The 18,127-nt window shown below is 67.4% G+C and carries 17 protein-coding genes; 7 read left to right on the top strand and 10 right to left on the bottom strand.

Features of this window, described 5'->3' with window-relative positions; genetic code table 11:
* Positions 1 to 41: 41 nt before the first annotated feature.
* Genes H4P35_RS08165 through H4P35_RS08155 form a run of 3 tightly spaced genes read right to left on the bottom strand, consistent with a single transcriptional unit; the run spans position 42 to position 3,716 of the window.
* Entirely contained in the window at positions 42 to 773 is a 732-nt protein-coding gene (locus H4P35_RS08165) for a 3-deoxy-D-manno-octulosonic acid kinase (protein ID WP_226848584.1), read from the bottom strand.
* Positions 763 to 1,185, bottom strand: a complete 423-nt coding sequence (locus tag H4P35_RS08160; RefSeq protein ID WP_081259751.1) for a group II truncated hemoglobin — start codon at positions 1,183 to 1,185, stop codon at positions 763 to 765. Before H4P35_RS08160 ends, H4P35_RS08165 begins: the two co-directional genes overlap by 11 nt.
* Positions 1,185 to 3,716, bottom strand: coding sequence for an ABC transporter permease (locus tag H4P35_RS08155; protein WP_226848583.1), 2,532 nt, complete (start codon positions 3,714 to 3,716; stop codon positions 1,185 to 1,187). The genes H4P35_RS08160 and H4P35_RS08155 overlap by 1 nt, the downstream gene beginning before the upstream one ends.
* 102 nt (positions 3,717 to 3,818) lie before the next feature.
* Here H4P35_RS08155 and H4P35_RS08150 point away from each other — a divergent pair, with 102 nt between their 5' ends.
* The 3 genes from H4P35_RS08150 to H4P35_RS08140 all read left to right on the top strand — a co-directional run bounded on the left by H4P35_RS08150 (position 3,819) and on the right by H4P35_RS08140 (position 6,711).
* Complete coding sequence (locus H4P35_RS08150; RefSeq protein WP_056320112.1) at positions 3,819 to 4,793, top strand: TRAP transporter substrate-binding protein; 975 nt, start codon at positions 3,819 to 3,821, stop codon at positions 4,791 to 4,793.
* 103 nt (positions 4,794 to 4,896) lie between these two features.
* The gene (locus tag H4P35_RS08145) at positions 4,897 to 5,397 is read left to right on the top strand and encodes a TRAP transporter small permease (protein WP_226848582.1); all 501 of its coding nucleotides are present in this window, start codon (positions 4,897 to 4,899) and stop codon (positions 5,395 to 5,397) included.
* A 36-nt stretch (positions 5,398 to 5,433) separates the two neighbouring features.
* Entirely contained in the window at positions 5,434 to 6,711 is a 1,278-nt protein-coding gene (locus H4P35_RS08140; RefSeq protein ID WP_226848581.1) for a TRAP transporter large permease, read from the top strand.
* A 121-nt stretch (positions 6,712 to 6,832) separates the two neighbouring features.
* Here H4P35_RS08140 and H4P35_RS08135 read toward each other — a convergent pair whose 3' ends face one another.
* Entirely contained in the window at positions 6,833 to 7,123 is a 291-nt protein-coding gene (locus H4P35_RS08135) for a DUF3579 domain-containing protein (protein ID WP_013392635.1), read from the bottom strand.
* A gap of 180 nt (positions 7,124 to 7,303) precedes the next feature.
* On the opposite strand from H4P35_RS08135, the gene H4P35_RS08130 reads away from it, so the two are divergent.
* Together H4P35_RS08130 and argF are read left to right on the top strand one after the other, a co-directional pair.
* The gene (locus H4P35_RS08130; RefSeq protein ID WP_226848580.1) at positions 7,304 to 8,485 is read left to right on the top strand and encodes an aspartate aminotransferase family protein; all 1,182 of its coding nucleotides are present in this window, start codon (positions 7,304 to 7,306) and stop codon (positions 8,483 to 8,485) included.
* 56 nt (positions 8,486 to 8,541) lie between these two features.
* Positions 8,542 to 9,483, top strand: a complete 942-nt coding sequence (gene argF / locus H4P35_RS08125; protein ID WP_056320238.1) for an ornithine carbamoyltransferase — start codon at positions 8,542 to 8,544, stop codon at positions 9,481 to 9,483.
* 75 nt (positions 9,484 to 9,558) lie between these two features.
* Here argF and H4P35_RS08120 read toward each other — a convergent pair whose 3' ends face one another.
* From H4P35_RS08120 to H4P35_RS08105, 4 genes are all read right to left on the bottom strand, one after another.
* A complete protein-coding gene (locus tag H4P35_RS08120; protein WP_226848579.1) occupies positions 9,559 to 10,119 on the bottom strand; it encodes a DUF4286 family protein in 561 nt (186 codons plus the stop codon).
* A 12-nt stretch (positions 10,120 to 10,131) separates the two neighbouring features.
* Entirely contained in the window at positions 10,132 to 10,662 is a 531-nt protein-coding gene (locus tag H4P35_RS08115; RefSeq protein WP_062838433.1) for a carboxymuconolactone decarboxylase family protein, read from the bottom strand.
* Between the two features lie 2 nt (positions 10,663 to 10,664).
* Positions 10,665 to 11,618, bottom strand: coding sequence for a tripartite tricarboxylate transporter substrate binding protein (locus H4P35_RS08110; protein WP_056320100.1), 954 nt, complete (start codon positions 11,616 to 11,618; stop codon positions 10,665 to 10,667).
* A gap of 69 nt (positions 11,619 to 11,687) precedes the next feature.
* Positions 11,688 to 12,554, bottom strand: coding sequence for an amidohydrolase (locus H4P35_RS08105; protein WP_226848578.1), 867 nt, complete (start codon positions 12,552 to 12,554; stop codon positions 11,688 to 11,690).
* Positions 12,555 to 12,652: 98 nt separating this feature from the next.
* Here H4P35_RS08105 and H4P35_RS08100 point away from each other — a divergent pair, with 98 nt between their 5' ends.
* Together H4P35_RS08100 and argG are read left to right on the top strand one after the other, a co-directional pair.
* Positions 12,653 to 13,579 (top strand): LysR substrate-binding domain-containing protein, encoded by a 927-nt coding sequence (locus H4P35_RS08100; RefSeq protein WP_175156856.1) that lies wholly within the window; start codon positions 12,653 to 12,655, stop codon positions 13,577 to 13,579.
* Between the two features lie 70 nt (positions 13,580 to 13,649).
* On the top strand, positions 13,650 to 14,990 hold the full coding sequence (gene argG / locus H4P35_RS08095; protein WP_063952908.1) for an argininosuccinate synthase: 1,341 nt from the start codon (positions 13,650 to 13,652) through the stop codon (positions 14,988 to 14,990).
* Positions 14,991 to 15,065: 75 nt separating this feature from the next.
* Here argG and H4P35_RS08090 read toward each other — a convergent pair whose 3' ends face one another.
* Together H4P35_RS08090 and H4P35_RS08085 are read right to left on the bottom strand one after the other, a co-directional pair.
* Entirely contained in the window at positions 15,066 to 16,994 is a 1,929-nt protein-coding gene (locus H4P35_RS08090) for a potassium transporter Kup (RefSeq protein ID WP_226848577.1), read from the bottom strand.
* Positions 16,991 to 18,061, bottom strand: a complete 1,071-nt coding sequence (locus tag H4P35_RS08085) for a HAMP domain-containing sensor histidine kinase (RefSeq protein ID WP_226848576.1) — start codon at positions 18,059 to 18,061, stop codon at positions 16,991 to 16,993. Before H4P35_RS08085 ends, H4P35_RS08090 begins: the two co-directional genes overlap by 4 nt.
* Positions 18,062 to 18,127 lie beyond the last annotated feature (66 nt).

Genomic DNA, 18,127 nt, shown 5'->3' with positions numbered 1-18,127 from the left:
GCAATTACCCCCGTGGCGGCCGCGCGCCGGCGGGCCGGCGGTCAGGGCTGGATGCCGATGCCCCAGGCCGTCCAGTAACTGTCGCGCAGGCGCATCCAGAATCGGTCGCCGGCCTCGCCAGCCACCTTGCGCAGCGACCGGCGCAGCCGGTCCAGATTGGCCTGGCGCTGACGCTCGGACAGCGCGCCCTGCGTGCCGCGGTCGAAGTCAATGAGCCAGACCCGGCCGTCATTGCCGATGAGGATGTTGAACGCGTTCAGGTCGGCGTGCCAGACGCCCGCCCGGTGCATGCGGACGATGGCGTCGGCCACTGGCTGCCATAACGGTTCGGTCAGCGCCTGCGCCAAGGGCCGCACGCCGGGGATGCGCTCGACCACGATGGCGGCGCGGTAGATCGGGCCCTGGCGCCAGTAGGCCGCCGCCAGCGGGGCGGGCACCGGCAGCCCTTGCGCGCGCAGCGCGGCCAGCAGGCGGTATTCCCGGAAGCTTCGGGTGCGCGACTCGCCGTTCCACAGATAGGCATCGCGGCTGATGCGGGCGATCATGCCGCCGCGGCGGTAGCGCCGCAGCACGCCCTGCCAGCCCTGCCCCTCCACGAACCACGCGGCCTGACGTCCGCCCGCGTCCACGGGCCGCGCCCGGTCGCCGTAGTGCGCGGGATTGAAGACTTCCGGCCCCGCGTCGGCAAGGCGCCGCGCGTCGCTGAGCATGGCGCCGGCCAGCGGACCCTCCCAGGCGGTGCGCCGCGCGCCGGATTGATCGTCACCCTTCACGATTGCGCATCCAGTCGGCAACGCCGTAGAACGATTCGAGCAGGCGCTCGATCAGTACGGGCTCGATGCCCTCGTCTTCCATCGCGCGTCCGATGCAGGCCACCCACTGGTCGCGCTCGACCTCGCCGATGGAAAACGGCAGATGGCGGGCCCGCAGGCGGGGATGCCCGAAGCGCTCGATATAGTGGTCCGGCCCGCCGAAGTACCCGCACAGGAACCAGAAGAGCTTGTCGCGCGCCTCGTCCAGGCTGGGGCCGTGGGCGGCACGCAGTTCCTTGAGGTCGGGCTCCATGTCCATCAGGTCATAGAAACGGTCGACGAGGGCGCGCACGCCGGCTTCGCCGCCGAGAAGGTCAAACATGGTGCGGGAGTTTTCCACGGGTTCTGTAATGGTGTGGACGCGGGACGTCATCAGGTTTCTCGAAGGGTGACGAGCGGCGGCGTGCGCAGCACGCCGCGCAGGGCAAGCGCGCCGCCCGCCCAGGCGCCCAGCATGCCGGCGCCGATGCCGGCCAGCCATGGCCAGAGGCTGAGGGTAATGGTGAAGTCGAACACCTGCGTTGACAAAACCCAAGCGATCGCCGTGGCGCCAGCCGCCGCCAAAAGGCCGGCCAGCCCGCCCACCGCCCACAGCTCGATGCGCTGGGAACGGGCAAGCTGACGGCGCGTGGCGCCGAGCGCGCGCAGCACCGCCGCCTCGCGCATCCGCTCATCGCGCGTCGCGGTCAGCGCCGCGGACAGCACCAGCACGCCGGCGGCCAGGGTGAACAGGAACAGGAGCTGCACCGCGCGGCCCACTTCATTCAGCACGGACTGCAACTGCTGCAGGATGGCGCCTACGTCGAACACCGTCAGGTTCGGAAACTCCCGCACCAGCGCGGGCAGCACCGCCGCCTTGTCAGGCGGCAGGTAAAAGGACGTGATCCAGCTCTGAGGCATGTCGGCCAGTGCGGCGGGGGTCAGGATGGCGAAAAAATTGACGCGCATCGTATCCCAATCCACCCGGCGGATGCTCGAGACGGCCACTTCGACCTGCTGGCCGGCCACGTCGAACGTCATCTTGTCGCCCAGGCCAATGCGCAGGGACTGCGCCAGCCCCGCCTCCAGCGAGACCTCGGCCGAGCCCGGCGCCAGCCATCGGCCCTGCTCGATGCGGTTCGAAGACGGCAGCGCATCGCCATAGGACAGGTTGAATTCGCGGTCCACCAGCCGCTTGGCGCGCGGCTCTTCGTAGTCGTCCGGTTCCACCGGCTTGCCGTTGACCGCGATCAGCCGGCCACGCACCATCGGCGACAACGTAATGCGGCCCAGCCCTTCGCGCGTCAGCGCATCGGTCACGGCCTGGCGCTGGTCTGGCTGCACGTTGATCAGGAACCGGTTGGGCGCGTCCGGCGGCATGGTGCGCTGCCACCCCTGAATCAGATCGGTGCGGGTCATGGTCAGCAGCAGCAGCGCCATCAACCCGACAGCCAGCGCGCAGACCTGCGTGATGGTGGCCGCACGGCGGCGCACCACGCCCGCTAGCGCGAAACGCAGCGCGGGAAACCCGGCCGCCAGGCGGCGCACCCGCGCCAGCCCCAGAATGCACAGCCAGGCAACCAGGGCGAACACGCCGAAGGCCCCCAGGAAGCCGCCGGCCACCACGCCCCCCAGCTTGGCGTCGCCCGCGAACCACCAGATGAGCAGCGCGAACCCCGCAGCGCCCAGCACGTATCCGAAGGCGCTGCGCGCGCTGATCGTGTCCGCATCGCGCCGCAGGACGCGGGCGGGCGGCACGTGCCGAAGCTGCGCCAGCGCGGGCAGCGCAAAGCCCAGGAGCAGCAGCAGCCCGGTCAACAGGCCCTGCAGCGCCGGAATGGCCGACGGCGCCGGCAGCGTGGTGTCGATCAGCGACCCCAGCAGCATCACCAGCACCTGGTGCACGCCAAAGCCCAGCAGGCAGCCGGCCGCGGACGAGAACAGGCCGACCAGCGTGAATTCCAGCGTCAGCATCCGCGCGACCTGCGACTGCACGGCGCCCAGGCAGCGCATGACCGCGATGCCGTCGCGGTGCCGCGTCATGTAGCGCCCCGCCGCCAGCGCCACGGCAACGGCCGAGATCAGCACCGCCAGCAGCGCCACCAGCGACAGGAAACGCTGCGCGCGGTCCAGCGTGCGGCGCACTTCGGGGCGGCCAGACTCCAGCGTGGCGATCTTCTGGCCGCGCTTGAGGTTCTGGTTCAGCCAGGCGGAATACCCGGCCACGGCGTCCGGCTGACCGGCGACAAGCATGGCATACCCGATGCGGCTGCCCGGCGCGATCAGGCCGGTGGCCGGCAGGTCGCTGGCGCGCAGCAGCACGCGCGGGGCCACGTTGACGAACTGCATGCCTTTGTCCGGCTCATAGGTGATGACGCGGTCGATGCGCAGGTGGGCGTCGCCCACATTGAGCGTGTCGCCCACCTTCAGGTTCAGCAGGGCCAGCAGTTGCGCGTCGACCCACACCGCGCCTTCGGGCGGCACGTCGCGCGTGGGCGCGTCGGGCGCGAACGGCGCATCCGCCACCCGCAGCGCCCCGCGAAGCGGATAGCCGGGTTCCACGGCCTTCAGGGCGGCAAGCTGAGCGCCGTCGCCAGCGCCCACCATGGACGGAAACTGCCACGTGCTGGACACGGTGAGGCCGCGCTCGCGCGCCTGATCCTTGAAGGCGGCCGGCACGGGCTCGTCGGCATCCAGCACCAGATCGGCGCCCAGCATCTGGCCGGCGTCGCGTTCCAGCGCGCGTCCGACACGGTCCGCCAGAAAGCCCACGCTGGTGACCGCCGCCACCGCCACGACCAGGGCCAGCACCAGGAGGCGCAGTTCGCCGGCACGCGCATCGCGCATCATCATCCGGGCGCCCAGGCGCAGGGTGGACCAGAAACCGGGGCGCTTGGCCTGTGACATATCAGGGAAATCCATCATTCAACTATGTTAGCCAACGGTAAGAAAGCGATCTGATTCCCGATATCATCCCGGGGCGGGAGGCAAAGCCGCCCATAAAGATAACCAATTCCGGAGAAGACAATGCGTAAATCCTGGCTTGCGGCCACGATTCTGGCCGCCTGCGCGGCCGCCACATCCCTGCCCTCGGCGGCACAGACCACCCTGAAGATGGCCTACGCCCTGTCGACCTCGTCGCACTACGGCGCCGGCGCCGACGCGATGGCCAAGTCCATCGAGGCCTCTTCCAACGGCAAGTTCAAGGTCCAGCAATTCGCCAACAGCGCGCTGGGCGGCGAACGCGAGGTCATCGAGGGCCTGCAGATCGGCACCATCGATCTCGCGATCGTTTCGACCGGTGCAACCCTCAATTTTGTTCCCGAAACCGGCGTTTTCGATATTCCCTTCCTCTTGCGCGACCTGCCGCACGCCCGTGCCGTGCTCGACAGCAAGATCGGCCAGGACATGCTGGCCAAGTTCCCCAGCCGCGGCATCGTGGCGCTGGCCTGGGGCGAACAGGGCTTTCGCCACCTGACCAACAACGTGCGTCCGGTCAAGACCCCGGCGGATGCCAAGGGCCTGAAGATCCGCACCACGGAAAACCCCATCCACATCACCGCCTTCCGCCAGATCGGCATCCTGCCCACGCCGATGGCCTGGCCCGAAGTGGCCACCGCCCTTCAGCAGGGCACCATCGACGGCCAGGAAAACCCGCTGTCCGTGATCACGTCGGCCAAGCTGTCGCAGATGCAGAAGTACCTGTCGCTGACCGGTCACGTGTACGGTCCGGCCCTGGTCCTGATGTCGGCCAACGTCTATGAAGGCCTGTCGGCCGCCGACAAGGCCAACTTCGACAAGGCCGGCAAGGAATCGGCCCAGGCCATGCGCGCCTACGTCGACAACATCGAGAAAACGGGCGTCGAGCAGCTGAAGAAGGAAGGCATGCAAGTCACCGAAGTGGACCGCGCCGCCTTCGCCGCCGCCGTGGAACCCGCCTACCCCGAGTACTACAAGAAGTTCGACAAGAAGCTGATCGACTCGATCCGCGACACCAAGTAAGCCGGCGCGGCCCCCGTGGCGGGGCCGCTCGCCTGGCGGCGGGGCCGGCTTTCGCCGCGCGCCCGCCCTATTTTTTTCGCGACTTTCGCCAACGGAATTCACCATGCGTTTGCTCTGCGCCTTCGACCGCGGCCTGTTCAAGCTGGTCTCGGCATTCGCCCAACTCCTCTTGGTCGCCGCCGCAGCGGCCGCGTTCTATCAGGTCATCGCCCGGTTCGTGCTGCATTCGCCCGCCGACTGGAGCGAGGTCCTCACCCGCGCGCTTCTCATCTGGACCGTGCTGCTGGGCGTGGCCCTGGCCTTTCGTCACGGCGCCATGATCAGCGTGGAACTGCTGCGCAACATGCTGGGCGGCAAGCGACGCCGGGTACTGGAAGCCATCATCGGCCTCATCTGCGCCGGTTTTCTCGGCTTTCTGGCCTGGATCGGCGGCAACATGACCTACCGCGTGCGTTTCCAGAACGTGCCGAGTCTGGACATCTCGATTTCCTGGATCTACCTGGCGATCCCCGTGGGCGCCACGCTGGCGGCCATCGCCGTGCTGGCCCGCTGGTGCGCCGGCGAAGAAGAAGACGTGCCCGTGCGCAACGACGCGCAAGGCTGAGCCGCCCCTTATCGAACCTGAGCAGCAGAAATCGCCATGTCCCAATTAATGATTGTCTCGATGCTGATTTTCTTCGGGCTGTCCGTGCCGGTCGCCGTGTCGATCGGGCTGGCCAGCCTGGCGGGCGTCGGCGCCGCGGGTCTGCCCTGGCTGGTCGTCGCGCAGCAGTTGTTCGCCGCGCTGGACAAGTACCCGCTCGTGGCCATCCCCTTCTTCATCCTGGCCGGCAACCTGATGGAAGCCGGCGGCATCTCCGAACGCATGGTGGAATTCGCCAAGAGCGTGGTGGGCGGCATCCAGGGCGGCCTGGCCTGCACCTGCGTGCTGACCTGCATGATCTTCGCGGCAGTCGCCGGCTCCAGCGTGGCCACCACCTTCGCGGTCGGTGCGATCCTGATTCCCGCCATGATCCGGCACGGCTATCCCGCCCCCTTTGCGGCGTCATTGCAGGCCAGCGCGGCAGAACTCGGCGTCATCATTCCGCCATCGATCCCGATGATCCTGTTTGCGGTGTCCACCGACACGTCCACCGGCGAGCTGTTCATCGCCGGCGTGATGCCCGGCATCCTGATCGGGGTGGCGCTGATGTTCTACGTCTGGCTCTACGCCAAGCGCAACAACCTGGGCAAGCGCGACGGCGAAGGCCGCCTGCCGCTGTGGCCGTCGTTCAAGCGCGCGTGGCTGGCGCTGCTGATGCCCGTCATCATCCTGGGCGGCATCTACGGCGGCATCTTCACGCCGACCGAGGCCTCGGTCGTGGCCGTGATGTACGCCGTCTTCGTGGGCAAGGTCATCTACCGCCGCCTCACGTTCCGCCAGTTGTCCACCACGCTGCACAAGTCGGTCGTGTCGACCGCGGTCATCATGTTCGTGATCGCCAACGCCGGCCTGTTCAGCTTCCTGCTCAACCGCGCCGGCATTCCGGACGCGCTGGGCACGTGGCTCGCCCAGGTTTTCGACACAAAGTTCGGATTCCTGATGGGCGTGAACGCCGCGCTGTTCGTGATCGGCATGTTCATCGAGACCTCGGCCTCGATCGTGGTGCTGGCCCCGCTGCTGCTGCCGGTGGCGCTGCAGTTCGGCGTGGACCCGGTGCACTTCGGCATCATCATGGTGGTCAACCTGGCGCTGGGCATGATCACGCCGCCGTTCGGGGTGAACCTGTTCGCGGCCTGCGCGGTGGCCAAGCTGCCGCTCGAGCGTATCGTCAAGCCGCTGGTGCCCTTCGTCGGCGTCGTGATCCTGTGCCTGATGGTCATCACCTATTGGCCAGGCCTGTCGCTGGGACTGCGCGACCTGGTGTACGCCAAGTGATCTGCCTGCCGCCGTGCGGGCCAGCGCCCGCGCGGCGGGTAGCGCCCGGCCCGCCCAAGGGGCGTGCAGGGCCGCAGAATGAGAAAAGCGCCCGGTTGGGGCGCTTTTTCGTTCTGGGGGCCTAGATTTCGCGTTCTTCCGTCTTGAGGTTGTTGTCGCGGGCGAAATCCACCACGAACTTGTAGGCCAGCGGCTCCAGGTCGCGCAGGCGCAGGTCGACCACGATCCCGCGCACGCCATCGATCACGACGGGCAGCACATAAGGCGAATAAGTGAGGTGGTTACCAGCACAGCCGGCCGGCCGGAACTGTGCCATTACGCCGGCGAGCCGTTCTGCCCAATCGCTGGGGCGGAAGCGGCTACCGCTTTCGGTAACGCCATGAATTACGAATTGTCTGACGCGAGTTGCCATGTGTTCTTCACTGCGGGACGCCTTTCACGAAAGCCGGATCTTCGGCGTGATCAAACATGCGTGCCGCGCCGCGAATTGTATATGATTGATCCTTTGCCCTCTTTCAAACCGCGATTCGCCCCCGATTCGCCCCTTGGAAGCGGGCACGCTGTCGATGCCATTCCCCCAGGAGGATCCGCGATGAGCTCGCCTCTGGCCAATATCTATGCCCGGCTGCCGGTATCGTTCACGCACGGCCAGGGTGTCTGGCTGTGGGACGCCGACGGCCGAAAGTACCTGGATGCCCTGGCCGGCATCGGCGTCTCGTGCCTGGGCCATGCCCATCCCAAGCTGGTCGCCGCCATCACCGAGCAGGCCGCCCGGGTCATCCATACCTCCAACATCTACGAAATCCCCCAGCAGACCGCGCTGGCCGCCCGGCTGACGGCGCTGTCCGGCATGCAGGAGGTCGCGTTCAACAACAGCGGCTCCGAAGCCAACGAAGCGGCCATCAAGCTCGCCCGCTACTACGCATACCAGCGCGGCAACAAGCACGCCCACATCATCACGATGGATTCGTCCTGGCATGGCCGCACGCTGGCCACGCTGGCGGCCACCGGCAGCGACAAGGCGCGCAAGGGCTTCGAACCCCTGCCCAGCGGCTTCATCCAGGTGCCGTACAACAACCTGGACGCGGTGCGCGCCGCGGGCGACGCCGAGCCCCGCACCACCGCGGTGCTGCTGGAAGTCCTGCAGGGCGAAGGCGGCATCCGCCCGTCCGACATTGACTACCTGCAAGCACTGCGCCAGTTGTGCACCGAGCGCGGCTGGCTGCTGATGATCGACGAAGTGCAGTCCGGCATCGGACGCACCGGCAAGTGGTTCGCGCACCAATGGGCCGATATCCGTCCCGACGTCATGACGCTGGCCAAGGGGCTGGCGGGCGGGGTGCCCATCGGCGCGATGCTGGCGGCAGGCCCCGCCGCGGGCGTCTTCACGCCGGGCAGCCATGGCACCACGTTCGGCGGCGGGCCGCTGGTGTGCGCCGCGGGCCTCGCGGTGCTCGATGCGCTGGAATCCGAAAACCTGCTTGAAAACGCCCATGCCGTGGGCGAATACCTGAAAGACCGCCTGGCCGGCGCGCTGGCCGGCACGCCCGGCGTGGCCGACATCCGCGGCCGCGGCCTCATGCTGGGCATCGAACTGGCCCGCCCCTGCGGCGTCCTGGCGCTACGCGCCCTGGAAGCGGGCCTGCTCATCAACGTCACGCGCGACCGCGTAATCCGCATGCTGCCGCCGCTGATCCTGACCCGGGAAGAGGCCGACCAGATCGTCGCCATCCTGGTTCCGCTCATCCAACAGTTCCTGGCCGAAAAACCATAATCAACGTCCCTGCCGGGCCACGAGCCTGGCCGGGCCCAATGACCTGCGACATCAACATGACTCCTCCCACGACTCAAAACGGCCCGCTGCGGCACTTTCTGCAGTTCAAGGACTTCTCGTCCGCCGAGATCGCCTACGTGCTGGACCGCGCGCGCCTGATCAAGGAAAAGTTCAAACGCTATGAGCCCCACATGCCGCTGCACGACCGCACGCTGGCAATGGTGTTCGAAAAGGCCAGCACGCGTACCCGCGTGTCGTTCGAGGCCGGCATGTACCAGATGGGCGGCTCGGTCATCAACCTGACGTCCAACGATTCGCAGCTCGGCCGCTCCGAGCCCATCGAGGACACCGCGCGCGTGATCTCGCGCATGGTCGACATCGTCATGATCCGCACGTTCGAGCAGACCCGCATCGAGCGCTTCGCGTCGCATTCGCGCGTGCCCGTGATCAACGGCCTGACCAACGAATTCCACCCCTGCCAGATCCTGGCCGACATCTTCACCTACATCGAGCACCGCGGCCCCATTGCCGGCAAGACGGTCGCCTGGGTGGGCGACGCCAACAACATGGCCTACACGTGGCTGCAGGCGGCCGAAATGCTGGGCTTCACGCTGCACGTGTCCACGCCGGCCGGCTACGAACTTGAAGCCGCCCGCATCGGCACGCCGCCCGACAAGGTGCTGCGCCAGTTCAAGGATCCCATGGAGGCGTGCAAGGGCGCGCACCTGGTCACGACCGACGTCTGGACCAGCATGGGCTACGAGGCCGAAAACGAAGAGCGCCGCGCCGCGTTTGCCGACTGGTGCGTGGATGCCGAAATGATGGCCGCCGCCGACCCGCAGGCCGTCTTCATGCACTGCCTGCCCGCCCATCGGGGCGAGGAAGTGACCGGCGAAGTGATCGACGGCCCGCAAAGCGTGGTCTGGGACGAGGCCGAGAACCGCCTGCACGTGCAGAAGGCGCTGATGGAATTCCTGCTGCTGGGTCAGGTCGACTGACGCCCTCCCGCAAGTAAAAAGGGGCCCGGACATCGCGCGATGTCCGGGCCCCTTCACTTTTGTGGCGCAACGGCGCTACAGGATCTTCCTGAACATCGTGCGCCGCGTGTTGCGAAAGGACGGCCGCACGCGGCTGCTCCAGTCGGTCGCGCGCACGGCCAGCCACGGCGGGCTGCCGAAGGTTTCCTGCGTGTGCAGGTCGTAGCAGGCCAGGTACCGCGGCGACGCATCGCGGCATTCCCAGCGCTGCGCGCGCACCGTGCCCGGCACCGCCGCAAGGCCCGGCAGGTGCTCCTGGTCGTACCAGGCGTTCAGGTCGGCCTCGGCCTCGGGCAGCACGTCGGTCTCGACGATGTAATGCCACGGCGCCTCCTGGCCCGCCGACGCGCCCGGCAAATCCAGCGTCAGATGCAGCACCCGCGCGTGCGCGCCGGGCGCCAGTTCCTTCAGGCGGGCCTGGATCTGCGGCAATGCTCGGGCCCCGCGCACGTGTACGTAGGTGTCCTCGGATTCCAGCGCGGCAAAGGCGCTGATCTTCACATCCTCCAGCCCGTGCGCGAGACGCCCGGCCAGATCCTGAATGCGCGTCTCGTCAAACCGTTCGCCCAGCGACACCAGCAACATCGTTTCCTGCACAGCTCTCTCCTTTCAATGTCCGACGCGCAAGGCGACCAGGAAGCGCGACACCATGTTGTAGGCGCCCACCGTCGCGGCCAGTTCCACCAGTTGCGCGTCGTCATAGCGCGCGCGCAGCGGCGCGAACACCGCGTCCGGCACCTCGATATCGCGCGTCATGGCGTCGGTCAGCGCCAGGACCTCGGCTTCGCCAGGTTCCAGGCCCGGTACCTGATCCGGAGCGGGATTGCCGCGCAGCACGTCGATGACCGCCTGCGGCATGCCGCCCGCCAGCGCGTGCGGCACATGCGCCTCGAACTCGTACGGCGCGTTGTTCAAGGTCGCCACGCGCAGGATGATCAGCTCGCGCAGCCGCGGCGCCAGCGACGTCTTCTGCCGGATCGCGGTCAGCATGGCTTCCCAGCCTTCGACCACGGCCGGACTGTTCAGCAGTACCTGATACAGCGGCGAAATGCGGCCGCGCGCGGCGGCGATGCGCGCCTCCAGCACGGCCAGTTCCGGGCGCGTGCCCGGCACGACGGGTTCGATTCGGCGGGCGCTCATGCTTACTCCGGACGGATGTTCTTGCGCTGGATCAGCGCGGTCCACTTCTCGCGGTCGGCGGCGATCAGCGCGCCCAATTCCTGCGGCGTGCTGGGCGCGGCCTCGGCGCCGAACTTCTCCAGGCGGGCACGCACGGTTTCGTTGCCCAGCGCGGCGCGCACGGCCTGGTTCAGCTTGTCCACGGTGGCGGCAGGCGTGCCCGCCGGCGCGACAAGGCCATACCAGTTGTTGGACTCGACGCCAGGAATGCCCTGCTCGGCCAGCGTCTTCACATCGGGCAGCAGCGGATGGCGGGTCGGCGCCGCCACGCCCAGGGGCTTGAGCTTGCCGCCCTGGATGTGGCCGATGAGGCCCGGCACGTCGCCGAAGAACCCGGATACCTGATTGCCCATCACGTCGTTGATGACGGGCGCCGCGCCCTTGTAAGGCACGTGCAGCACCTTGGCCTTGCTGGAATCGGCAAACATTTCCAGCGTCAGGTGCGGAATGCTGCCGATGCCCGACGATCCGATGGCGACCGACTGCGACGCGGCTTGCGACTTCTTCACGAAGTCGGCCGCATCGGTGGCCGGATTGGACGGGTTCACCACGAACACCGTGGCGTTGTTCACCACGCGCGACACCGGCGCGAAATCGCGCGCCGGATCGTACGGCAGGTCCTTGTACAGCGCCGGGCTGATCGCCACCGCGCCAACGCTGGTCAGGAACAGCACCGAGCCGTCGGCAGGCGCCTTGGCCACGTAAGCGGCCGCGATGTTGCCATTGGCCCCCGCCTTGTTCTCGACGATGACGTTCTGCTTGAGCTCCTTGCCCAATTGCTCGGCCAGCACGCGGCCCACCAGGTCCACCGGGCCGCCCGGCGGGAACGCAATGATGAGGCGCACGGGACCGTCGGCATGAGCCGCACCCGCGGCGGCCAGGCTCAGCACGGCGGCCGAGATGATTTTCTTGAACATGGTGTCTCCTCGTTGATGGGGGTGTGCTTGCGGCTCGGGCATCCTGGCCCTCGTTCCGCGGTCTCGGTACTACTGAAATCCGTAAAGCCGCGCGGGGTTGTCCACCAGCACGCGCTGACGCAGCCCGGCGTCCGGGCAGGCCTCGAAAAACGTGTCGACCAGCTCGCCGTCGTCCGGCATGTCGCCCGCCACATTCGGATGCGGCCAGTCAGTGCCCCACAGCGTGCGGTCCGGCATGGCCTGAACGAGCGAGCGCACGAACGGGATGCCTTCGGCGAACGGCCGCCGGCCGGCGGCAATCCGGTCGATGCCGGACACCTTGACCCAGGCCGCGTCGACGTCGGCCAGGCTGAGCAGCGCCCGCATCGCCGGCGAATCGAGCCCGTCCGATGCCTTCAGCCGACCCATGTGATCCACGACGAACGGCACCGGCAACGCGAGCAGGCGCGGCAGCAGTTCCGGCAGCATCGCGCCGTCCACGTGCAGGCAAAGGTGCCAGCCCAGCGGCGCAATCAGCGCGACCACATGGTCGAACACGGCCGGATCGGGCGCGCCGCCCAGATGCGGCACGAAATTGAAGCGCGCGGCCCGCACGCCGCCTTCATGCAGCGCCTTGACGCTGGCCGCAGTGGCGTCGGCGCCCAGCAACGCCACGCCGCGATACCGCCCGGCGCTGCGCGCCAGCGCATCCAGCAAGGCGCGGTGATCCGACCCATGGCAATTGGCCTGCACGACGACGGCCCGCTCGATGCCCAGATGGGCATGCAGCGCCGCCATGCTGGCGTACGGCGCGTCCGGCGGCGTGTAGGAACGGCCCTGCGCGTACGGAAACACGTCGTCCGGCCCAAAGATGTGGCAATGCGCGTCGCACGCGCCCGGCGGCAGCGCGTGGCGGGGACGGGACGGCGAGGCGAGCGGCGGACGGCAATCGGGCACGGGGGGACTTCCTCATTGCAAAACGCCATCCTCGCGGAATGTGGCCTGGCAAACAATGCTATACCTGATATTTCTGATATCGAAAAAGCTAATATCCGATGGATCTCAAGCAGATCGAATATTTCGTGCGGGTGGCCGAGCGCCGCAGCTTCTCGCGCGCTGCCGAGATGCTGGACGTCGCGCAGCCCACGCTCAGCCGCCAGGTGCGGCTGCTGGAGGTAGAGCTGGGCCAGCACCTGCTCTACCGCAACGGCCGCGGCGCCGAACCCACGGAGGCCGGCCTGCGCTTTTTGGAGCATGCCCGCGCCCTGCTGACGCTGGCCGAACGCGCCAAGGAAGATCTTCAGACGCTGCGCGAAACGCCCACGGGCAAGGTCATGATCGGCCTGCCGCCGCGCATCGCGCGCGTGCTCACGCCCCCGCTCGTGCAGGCGTTCCGCCAGGACTTTCCGGATGCCTCCATCGCGGTGGCCGAAGGCTTGAGCGCGCAGGTGCGCGAATGGCTGCTCGCCGGCCGCGTGGACCTGGCCTTGCTCTATGACCCGGCCCCGTCCCCGCAGCTCGCGTACGAATCGCTGTTTCGCGAAGATCTCGTCCTGGCGGCCGCCGCGGGCCATCAGCCGCCCCTGCCCGATCACGTGCCGGTCGCGCGGCTGGGCGACTATCCCCTGGTGCTGCCAAGCCTGCCCAACGCCATCCGCACCCTCGTGGAAAGCGTCTGCCGCGCGCAGGGCGTGCGGCTCAAGGTGGCGGCCGAGGTCGACGCCGTGCAGACCATCGTAGAACTGGCGGCGCAGGGCGACGCCTACGCCATCCTGCCCCGCTCGGCCGCGCGCGGCCCGGCCGCCGAGCATGAACTGTCCCTGTGCGCCATCGGTTCGCCCACGATCACCAACAACCTGGTGCTGGCCAGCCCGCGCCATCGCCCGGCCACCCGGCTGGCCGCCGCCACGGGCCAGCTCATCCGCGAACTGCGGCTTGCCGATCTGTTCGCCCCCGAGGCCAGCCCCCCTCAAAAGAGTTAAAATGGCGGGCTACTTTTCTTGTTTGGCGGCTCGTTGCTGTCAAAGTCCTGTTGGCGTCTCACCTCAAACAATGACCACTATCCTCCCGAACCTGCCCACCGGCCAGAAAGTCGGCATCGCCTTTTCCGGCGGCCTGGACACCAGCGCGGCGCTCCTGTGGATGCGCAACAACGGCGCCATTCCCTACGCCTACACCGCCAACCTGGGCCAGCCCGACGAATCCGACTACGACGAGATTCCCCGCAAGGCCATGGCCTACGGCGCCGAAAACGCCCGTCTGATCGACTGCCGCGCGCAGCTCGTGGCCGAAGGCATCGCCGCCCTGCAATCGGGCGCCTTCCACATCTCGACCGCCGGCATCACGTACTTCAACACGACGCCCATCGGCCGCGCCGTCACCGGCACGATGCTGGTCGCCGCCATGAAGGAAGACAACGTCAACATCTGGGGCGACGGCAGCACGTTCAAGGGCAACGACATCGAGCGCTTCTACCGCTACGGTCTGCTCACCAACCCGGAACTGAAGATCTACAAGCCCTGGCTGGACCAGCGCTTCATCGACGAACTCGGCGGCCGTTCGGAAATGTCCGAATACATGCGCCAGGCCGGCTTCGACTACAAGATGTCGGCTGAAAAGGCCTACTCCACCGACTCCAACCTGCTCGGCGCCACGCACGAAGCCAAGGATCTGGAGCACCTGAACTCCGGCATCCGCATCGTCAAGCCCATCATGGGCGTGGCGTTCTGGCGCGACGACGTCGCCGTCAAGGCCGAGGAAGTCACGGTGCGCTTCGAAGAAGGCCAGCCCGTCGCCCTGAACGGCGTCGAATACGCCGACCCCGTCGAACTGATGCTCGAAGCCAACCGCATCGGCGGCCGTCACGGCCTGGGCATGAGCGACCAGATCGAAAACCGCATCATCGAGGCCAAGAGCCGCGGCATCTATGAAGCCCCGGGTCTGGCCCTGCTCTTCATCGCCTACGAGCGCCTGGTCACCGGCATCCACAACGAAGACACCATCGAGCAGTACCGCGAAAACGGCCGCAAGCTGGGCCGCCTGCTGTACCAGGGCCGCTGGTTCGATCCGCAAGCCATCATGCTGCGCGAAACCGCCCAGCGCTGGGTTGCCCGCGCCGTCACCGGCGAAGTGACCATCGAACTGCGCCGCGGCAACGACTACTCGCTGCTCAACACCGTGTCGCCCAACCTCACGTACGCGCCCGAGCGCCTGTCCATGGAGAAGGTGGAAAACGCCCCCTTCACGCCAGCGGACCGCATCGGCCAGCTCACCATGCGCAACCTCGACATCGTCGACACGCGCGAAAAGCTGTTCACGTACGTCAAGACCGGCCTGCTCGCCTCCAGCGGCACGTCGCTGCCCCAACTGAAGGACGCGACCTCGAAGAAGTAATGCTTCAAGGCCCAATAAAAAACCCTCGGTTTTCACACCGAGGGTTTTTTTTCGCCTGACCGCGGCGCGGCGCACCTAGAGTTCGACCTGCATGCCCATTTCGACAACCCGGTTCGCGGGGATCTTGAAGAACTTGGTGCTGCGGGTGGAGTTGCGCGCCATGAACGAGAACACCGCGCGCCGCCAGCGCGACAAGGCCGGCTTTTTGGCCGCCACCACGGTCTGGCGCGACAGGAAGTACGACGTGCGCATCGGTTCCAGATCCAGTTCGGGGTAGCCCTCTGCGATCAGGCGCAGCGCCTCCGGCACGTCCGGATCTTCCTTGAAACCGTAGTTGATCGTCGCGGCCCAGCTCGATGCGCTGAGCCGGTTCACCTCGAAGCGCTCTTCCGGCGCGATGTACGGCACGTCGGCCGACAGGATCGTCAGGAACAGCACCTGGTCGTGCAGCACCTTGTTGTGCTTCAGGTTGTGCAGCAGCGCCGACGGGACGTTGCCCGAATTCATCGTCATGAAAATCGCGGTGCCCGGCACCCGCGACGGCGGGTATTGCTCGAGCTGCTCCATGAATTCCTTGAGCGGCTGGCGGTCGCGCTGCTGCATGTCGGACAGCAGGTGCCGGCCGCGGCGCCACGTCATCATCAGCGTGAACACCACGATCGCCACCACCAGCGGCAGCCAGCCGCCCTCGTGGATCTTGAAGACGTTGGCCGAAAACAGCAGCACGTCCAGCAGCAGCAACAGGCCCAGCACCAGGAACCACATCATGCGCTTGAAGCCCGTGGTGCCGCGCGGCAGCACTGCGAACGCCAGCACCGACGTCGTGAGCATCGTGCCCGTCACGGCGAAGCCATAGGCGGCTGCCAGGTTGTCGGAGTTGCGGAACCACAGCACCAGGACAAGCACCGCGCACAGCAGCAACGCGTTGACCTGCGGCAGGTAGATCTGGCCTTTTTCGATGGCGGACGTGTGCAGGATCTGCATGCGCGGCCAGAAGCCCAGCTGCACCGCCTGGCGCGTCACCGAATAGGCGCCCGAGATCACGGCCTGCGAGGCGACGATGGTGGCGACGGTGGCCAGCGCGACCAGCGGGGCAAGCCCCCATTCCGGGGCCATCAGGAAAAAGGGATTGCGGATCGCGGTGGGATCGCGCAGCAGCAGCGCTCCCTGGCCGAAGTAGCACAGCGTCAGCGCCGGCAGCACCATGCTGAACCAGGCGCGGCGGATCGCCGGGCGGCCAAAATGGCCCATGTCGGCATACAGCGCCTCGGCGCCGGTCAGCGCCAGCACCACCGCGCCCAGCAGCACGAAGCTCACCCACGGCGCTTCCACGATGAAGCGCAGCCCCCATATCGGATTCAGCGCGGCCAGAATCTCGGGCGTCTGCCAGATCTGCCAGCCGCCCAGCGCGGCCAGCGTGGCGAACCATACGAACATCACCGGGCCGAACAGCTTGCCCATCGTCGCCGTGCCGCGCGACTGGATCGCAAACAGCGCGATGAGGACCACCAATGCGATCGGCACCACCCAGCGGTCCAGCGTGTGCGACACGATGCCGATGCCTTCCAGCGCCGACAGGACGGAAATTGCCGGGGTGATCATGCTGTCGCCGTAGAACAGCGCCGCACCGAAGATGCCCAGCACGATCAGGATCCAGCGCAGCTTGCCCTCGCGGGCGCGCACCGCCAGCTCCAGCAGCGCCAGCGTGCCGCCCTCGCCGCGGTTGTCCGCGCGCAGCACCAGCATGACGTATTTCAGGGACACCACCACCATCAGCATCCAGAACAGGATGGACAGCACGCCCAGCAGGTGGGCCGGTTCCAGATCGGTATGCACGCTCAGCCCGGTCAGGCAGGCGCGCAGGGTGTACAGCGGGCTGGTGCCGATATCGCCATACACCACGCCCAGGGCGCCCAGGATCAGGGCGGCGCGCGACGACGGCGCGTGCGCGCCGCCGGGGTGGCCGGGGGGCAAAGAAGCAGCGCTGACCGTGCCTTGGCTCATGATGCAGGTTCTTGGCGAGTGAGTTGAGCGCCCTTGCGGGGGCCGGGGAACACGACGGACAGCCGCGTTCCGGGAAAATCGGGCCGGCTCGTGAGCTTCCACCACGCCCCGTGCGCATGCGCGATTTCACGCACGATGGCTAGTCCCAAACCCGAGCCGCCGGCCGTGGCCGTGGGCGACCGGTAGAACGCTTCGAACACGCGGTCGCGCTCTTCCGGCGGGATGCCGGGGCCGTCGTCTTCAACGGTCAGCGAGGGGGGATTGGCGCCGACGATCAGCGTGATGCGGCCCGTGGGGTTGCCATAGCGCAGCGCGTTGTCGATCAGGTTGCCCAGGAGCTCGGCCAGCAGCAAGGGATCCGCGTCGATCCAGATGGGCGTTTCGGGCGCGGCCAGGTCCAGTTCGTAGTGCGCCTCGCGCACGCGCGGAAACCATTCCGCGCCATGCACGCGCACCCATTCGCACAGGTCGATGCGCACGAAACTGTCCTGGGGCCGGGCGTTCGGGTCGGCGCGCGCCAGCACCAGAAGCTGCTGGCCCAGCCGGATCATGCGGTCGCTGACGGCCTTGATGCGCTCGGCGCGGGCGCGGACATCGTCGGGCAAGGGACGCGCCAGCATGAGTTCGGATTCCAGCCGCAGGCCCGACAACGGCGTGCGCAGCTGGTGCGCGGCATGGCCGATGAAGCGGCGCTGTGCGGCCAGCGATGCATCCAGCCGCAGCAACAAGTCATTGGTGTGGGTAACCAGCGGCTCGATCTCTACCGGCACGCCGGCGACCTCGAGCGGCTGCATGTCGTCGATGGAGCGTTGCCGGATTTCTTCGGACAGGTGATTCACCGACCGCAGCCCGGAGCGCACGCCCTGCATCACCACCCATGCGAACAGCGCAATCAGCGCCACCTGGCCCACGACCATCAGCCAGAAGAAGTCTTCCAGCATCCACAACGACATGTCGATCTTGTGGGTGATGACCCAGGTGGCCGCCAGGTCCAGCAGGACGAGGAGCAGGATGGGCGGCATCAGGCGGATGACCAGATGCCGGGCCAATGAACGGGAGGGAAGCATGGGAGGCCGCGCAGCCGGAGACGGTTGGTGGGTGCGTTCCTGCGTCATGGCGCGAAGCCCTTAATG

It is taken from the genome of Achromobacter sp. 77 (assembly GCF_020541125.1).
GTDB lineage: Bacteria > Pseudomonadota > Gammaproteobacteria > Burkholderiales > Burkholderiaceae_B > Achromobacter > Achromobacter mucicolens.
This window is presented reverse-complemented; position numbering and strand designations above follow the sequence as displayed.

Excerpts from the sequence above, each read along its gene's own strand:
- H4P35_RS08090 (WP_226848577.1), bottom strand. The coding sequence starts at position 16,994 with ATGAGCCAAGGCACGGTCAGCGCTGCTTCTTTGCCCCCCGGCCACCCC.
- H4P35_RS08115 (WP_062838433.1), bottom strand. The coding sequence starts at position 10,662 with ATGAGCGCCCGCCGAATCGAACCCGTCGTGCCGGGCACGCGCCCGGAA.
- argF (WP_056320238.1), top strand. The coding sequence starts at position 8,542 with ATGACTCCTCCCACGACTCAAAACGGCCCGCTGCGGCACTTTCTGCAG.
- H4P35_RS08150 (WP_056320112.1), top strand. The coding sequence starts at position 3,819 with ATGCGTAAATCCTGGCTTGCGGCCACGATTCTGGCCGCCTGCGCGGCC.
- H4P35_RS08130 (WP_226848580.1), top strand. The coding sequence starts at position 7,304 with ATGAGCTCGCCTCTGGCCAATATCTATGCCCGGCTGCCGGTATCGTTC.
- H4P35_RS08160 (WP_081259751.1), bottom strand. The coding sequence starts at position 1,185 with ATGACGTCCCGCGTCCACACCATTACAGAACCCGTGGAAAACTCCCGC.
- H4P35_RS08100 (WP_175156856.1), top strand. The coding sequence starts at position 12,653 with ATGGATCTCAAGCAGATCGAATATTTCGTGCGGGTGGCCGAGCGCCGC.
- H4P35_RS08135 (WP_013392635.1), bottom strand. The coding sequence starts at position 7,123 with ATGGCAACTCGCGTCAGACAATTCGTAATTCATGGCGTTACCGAAAGC.
- H4P35_RS08110 (WP_056320100.1), bottom strand. The coding sequence starts at position 11,618 with ATGTTCAAGAAAATCATCTCGGCCGCCGTGCTGAGCCTGGCCGCCGCG.
- H4P35_RS08140 (WP_226848581.1), top strand. The coding sequence starts at position 5,434 with ATGTCCCAATTAATGATTGTCTCGATGCTGATTTTCTTCGGGCTGTCC.
- H4P35_RS08145 (WP_226848582.1), top strand. The coding sequence starts at position 4,897 with ATGCGTTTGCTCTGCGCCTTCGACCGCGGCCTGTTCAAGCTGGTCTCG.
- H4P35_RS08155 (WP_226848583.1), bottom strand. The coding sequence starts at position 3,716 with ATGATGGATTTCCCTGATATGTCACAGGCCAAGCGCCCCGGTTTCTGG.
- H4P35_RS08085 (WP_226848576.1), bottom strand. The coding sequence starts at position 18,061 with ATGCTTCCCTCCCGTTCATTGGCCCGGCATCTGGTCATCCGCCTGATG.
- argG (WP_063952908.1), top strand. The coding sequence starts at position 13,650 with ATGACCACTATCCTCCCGAACCTGCCCACCGGCCAGAAAGTCGGCATC.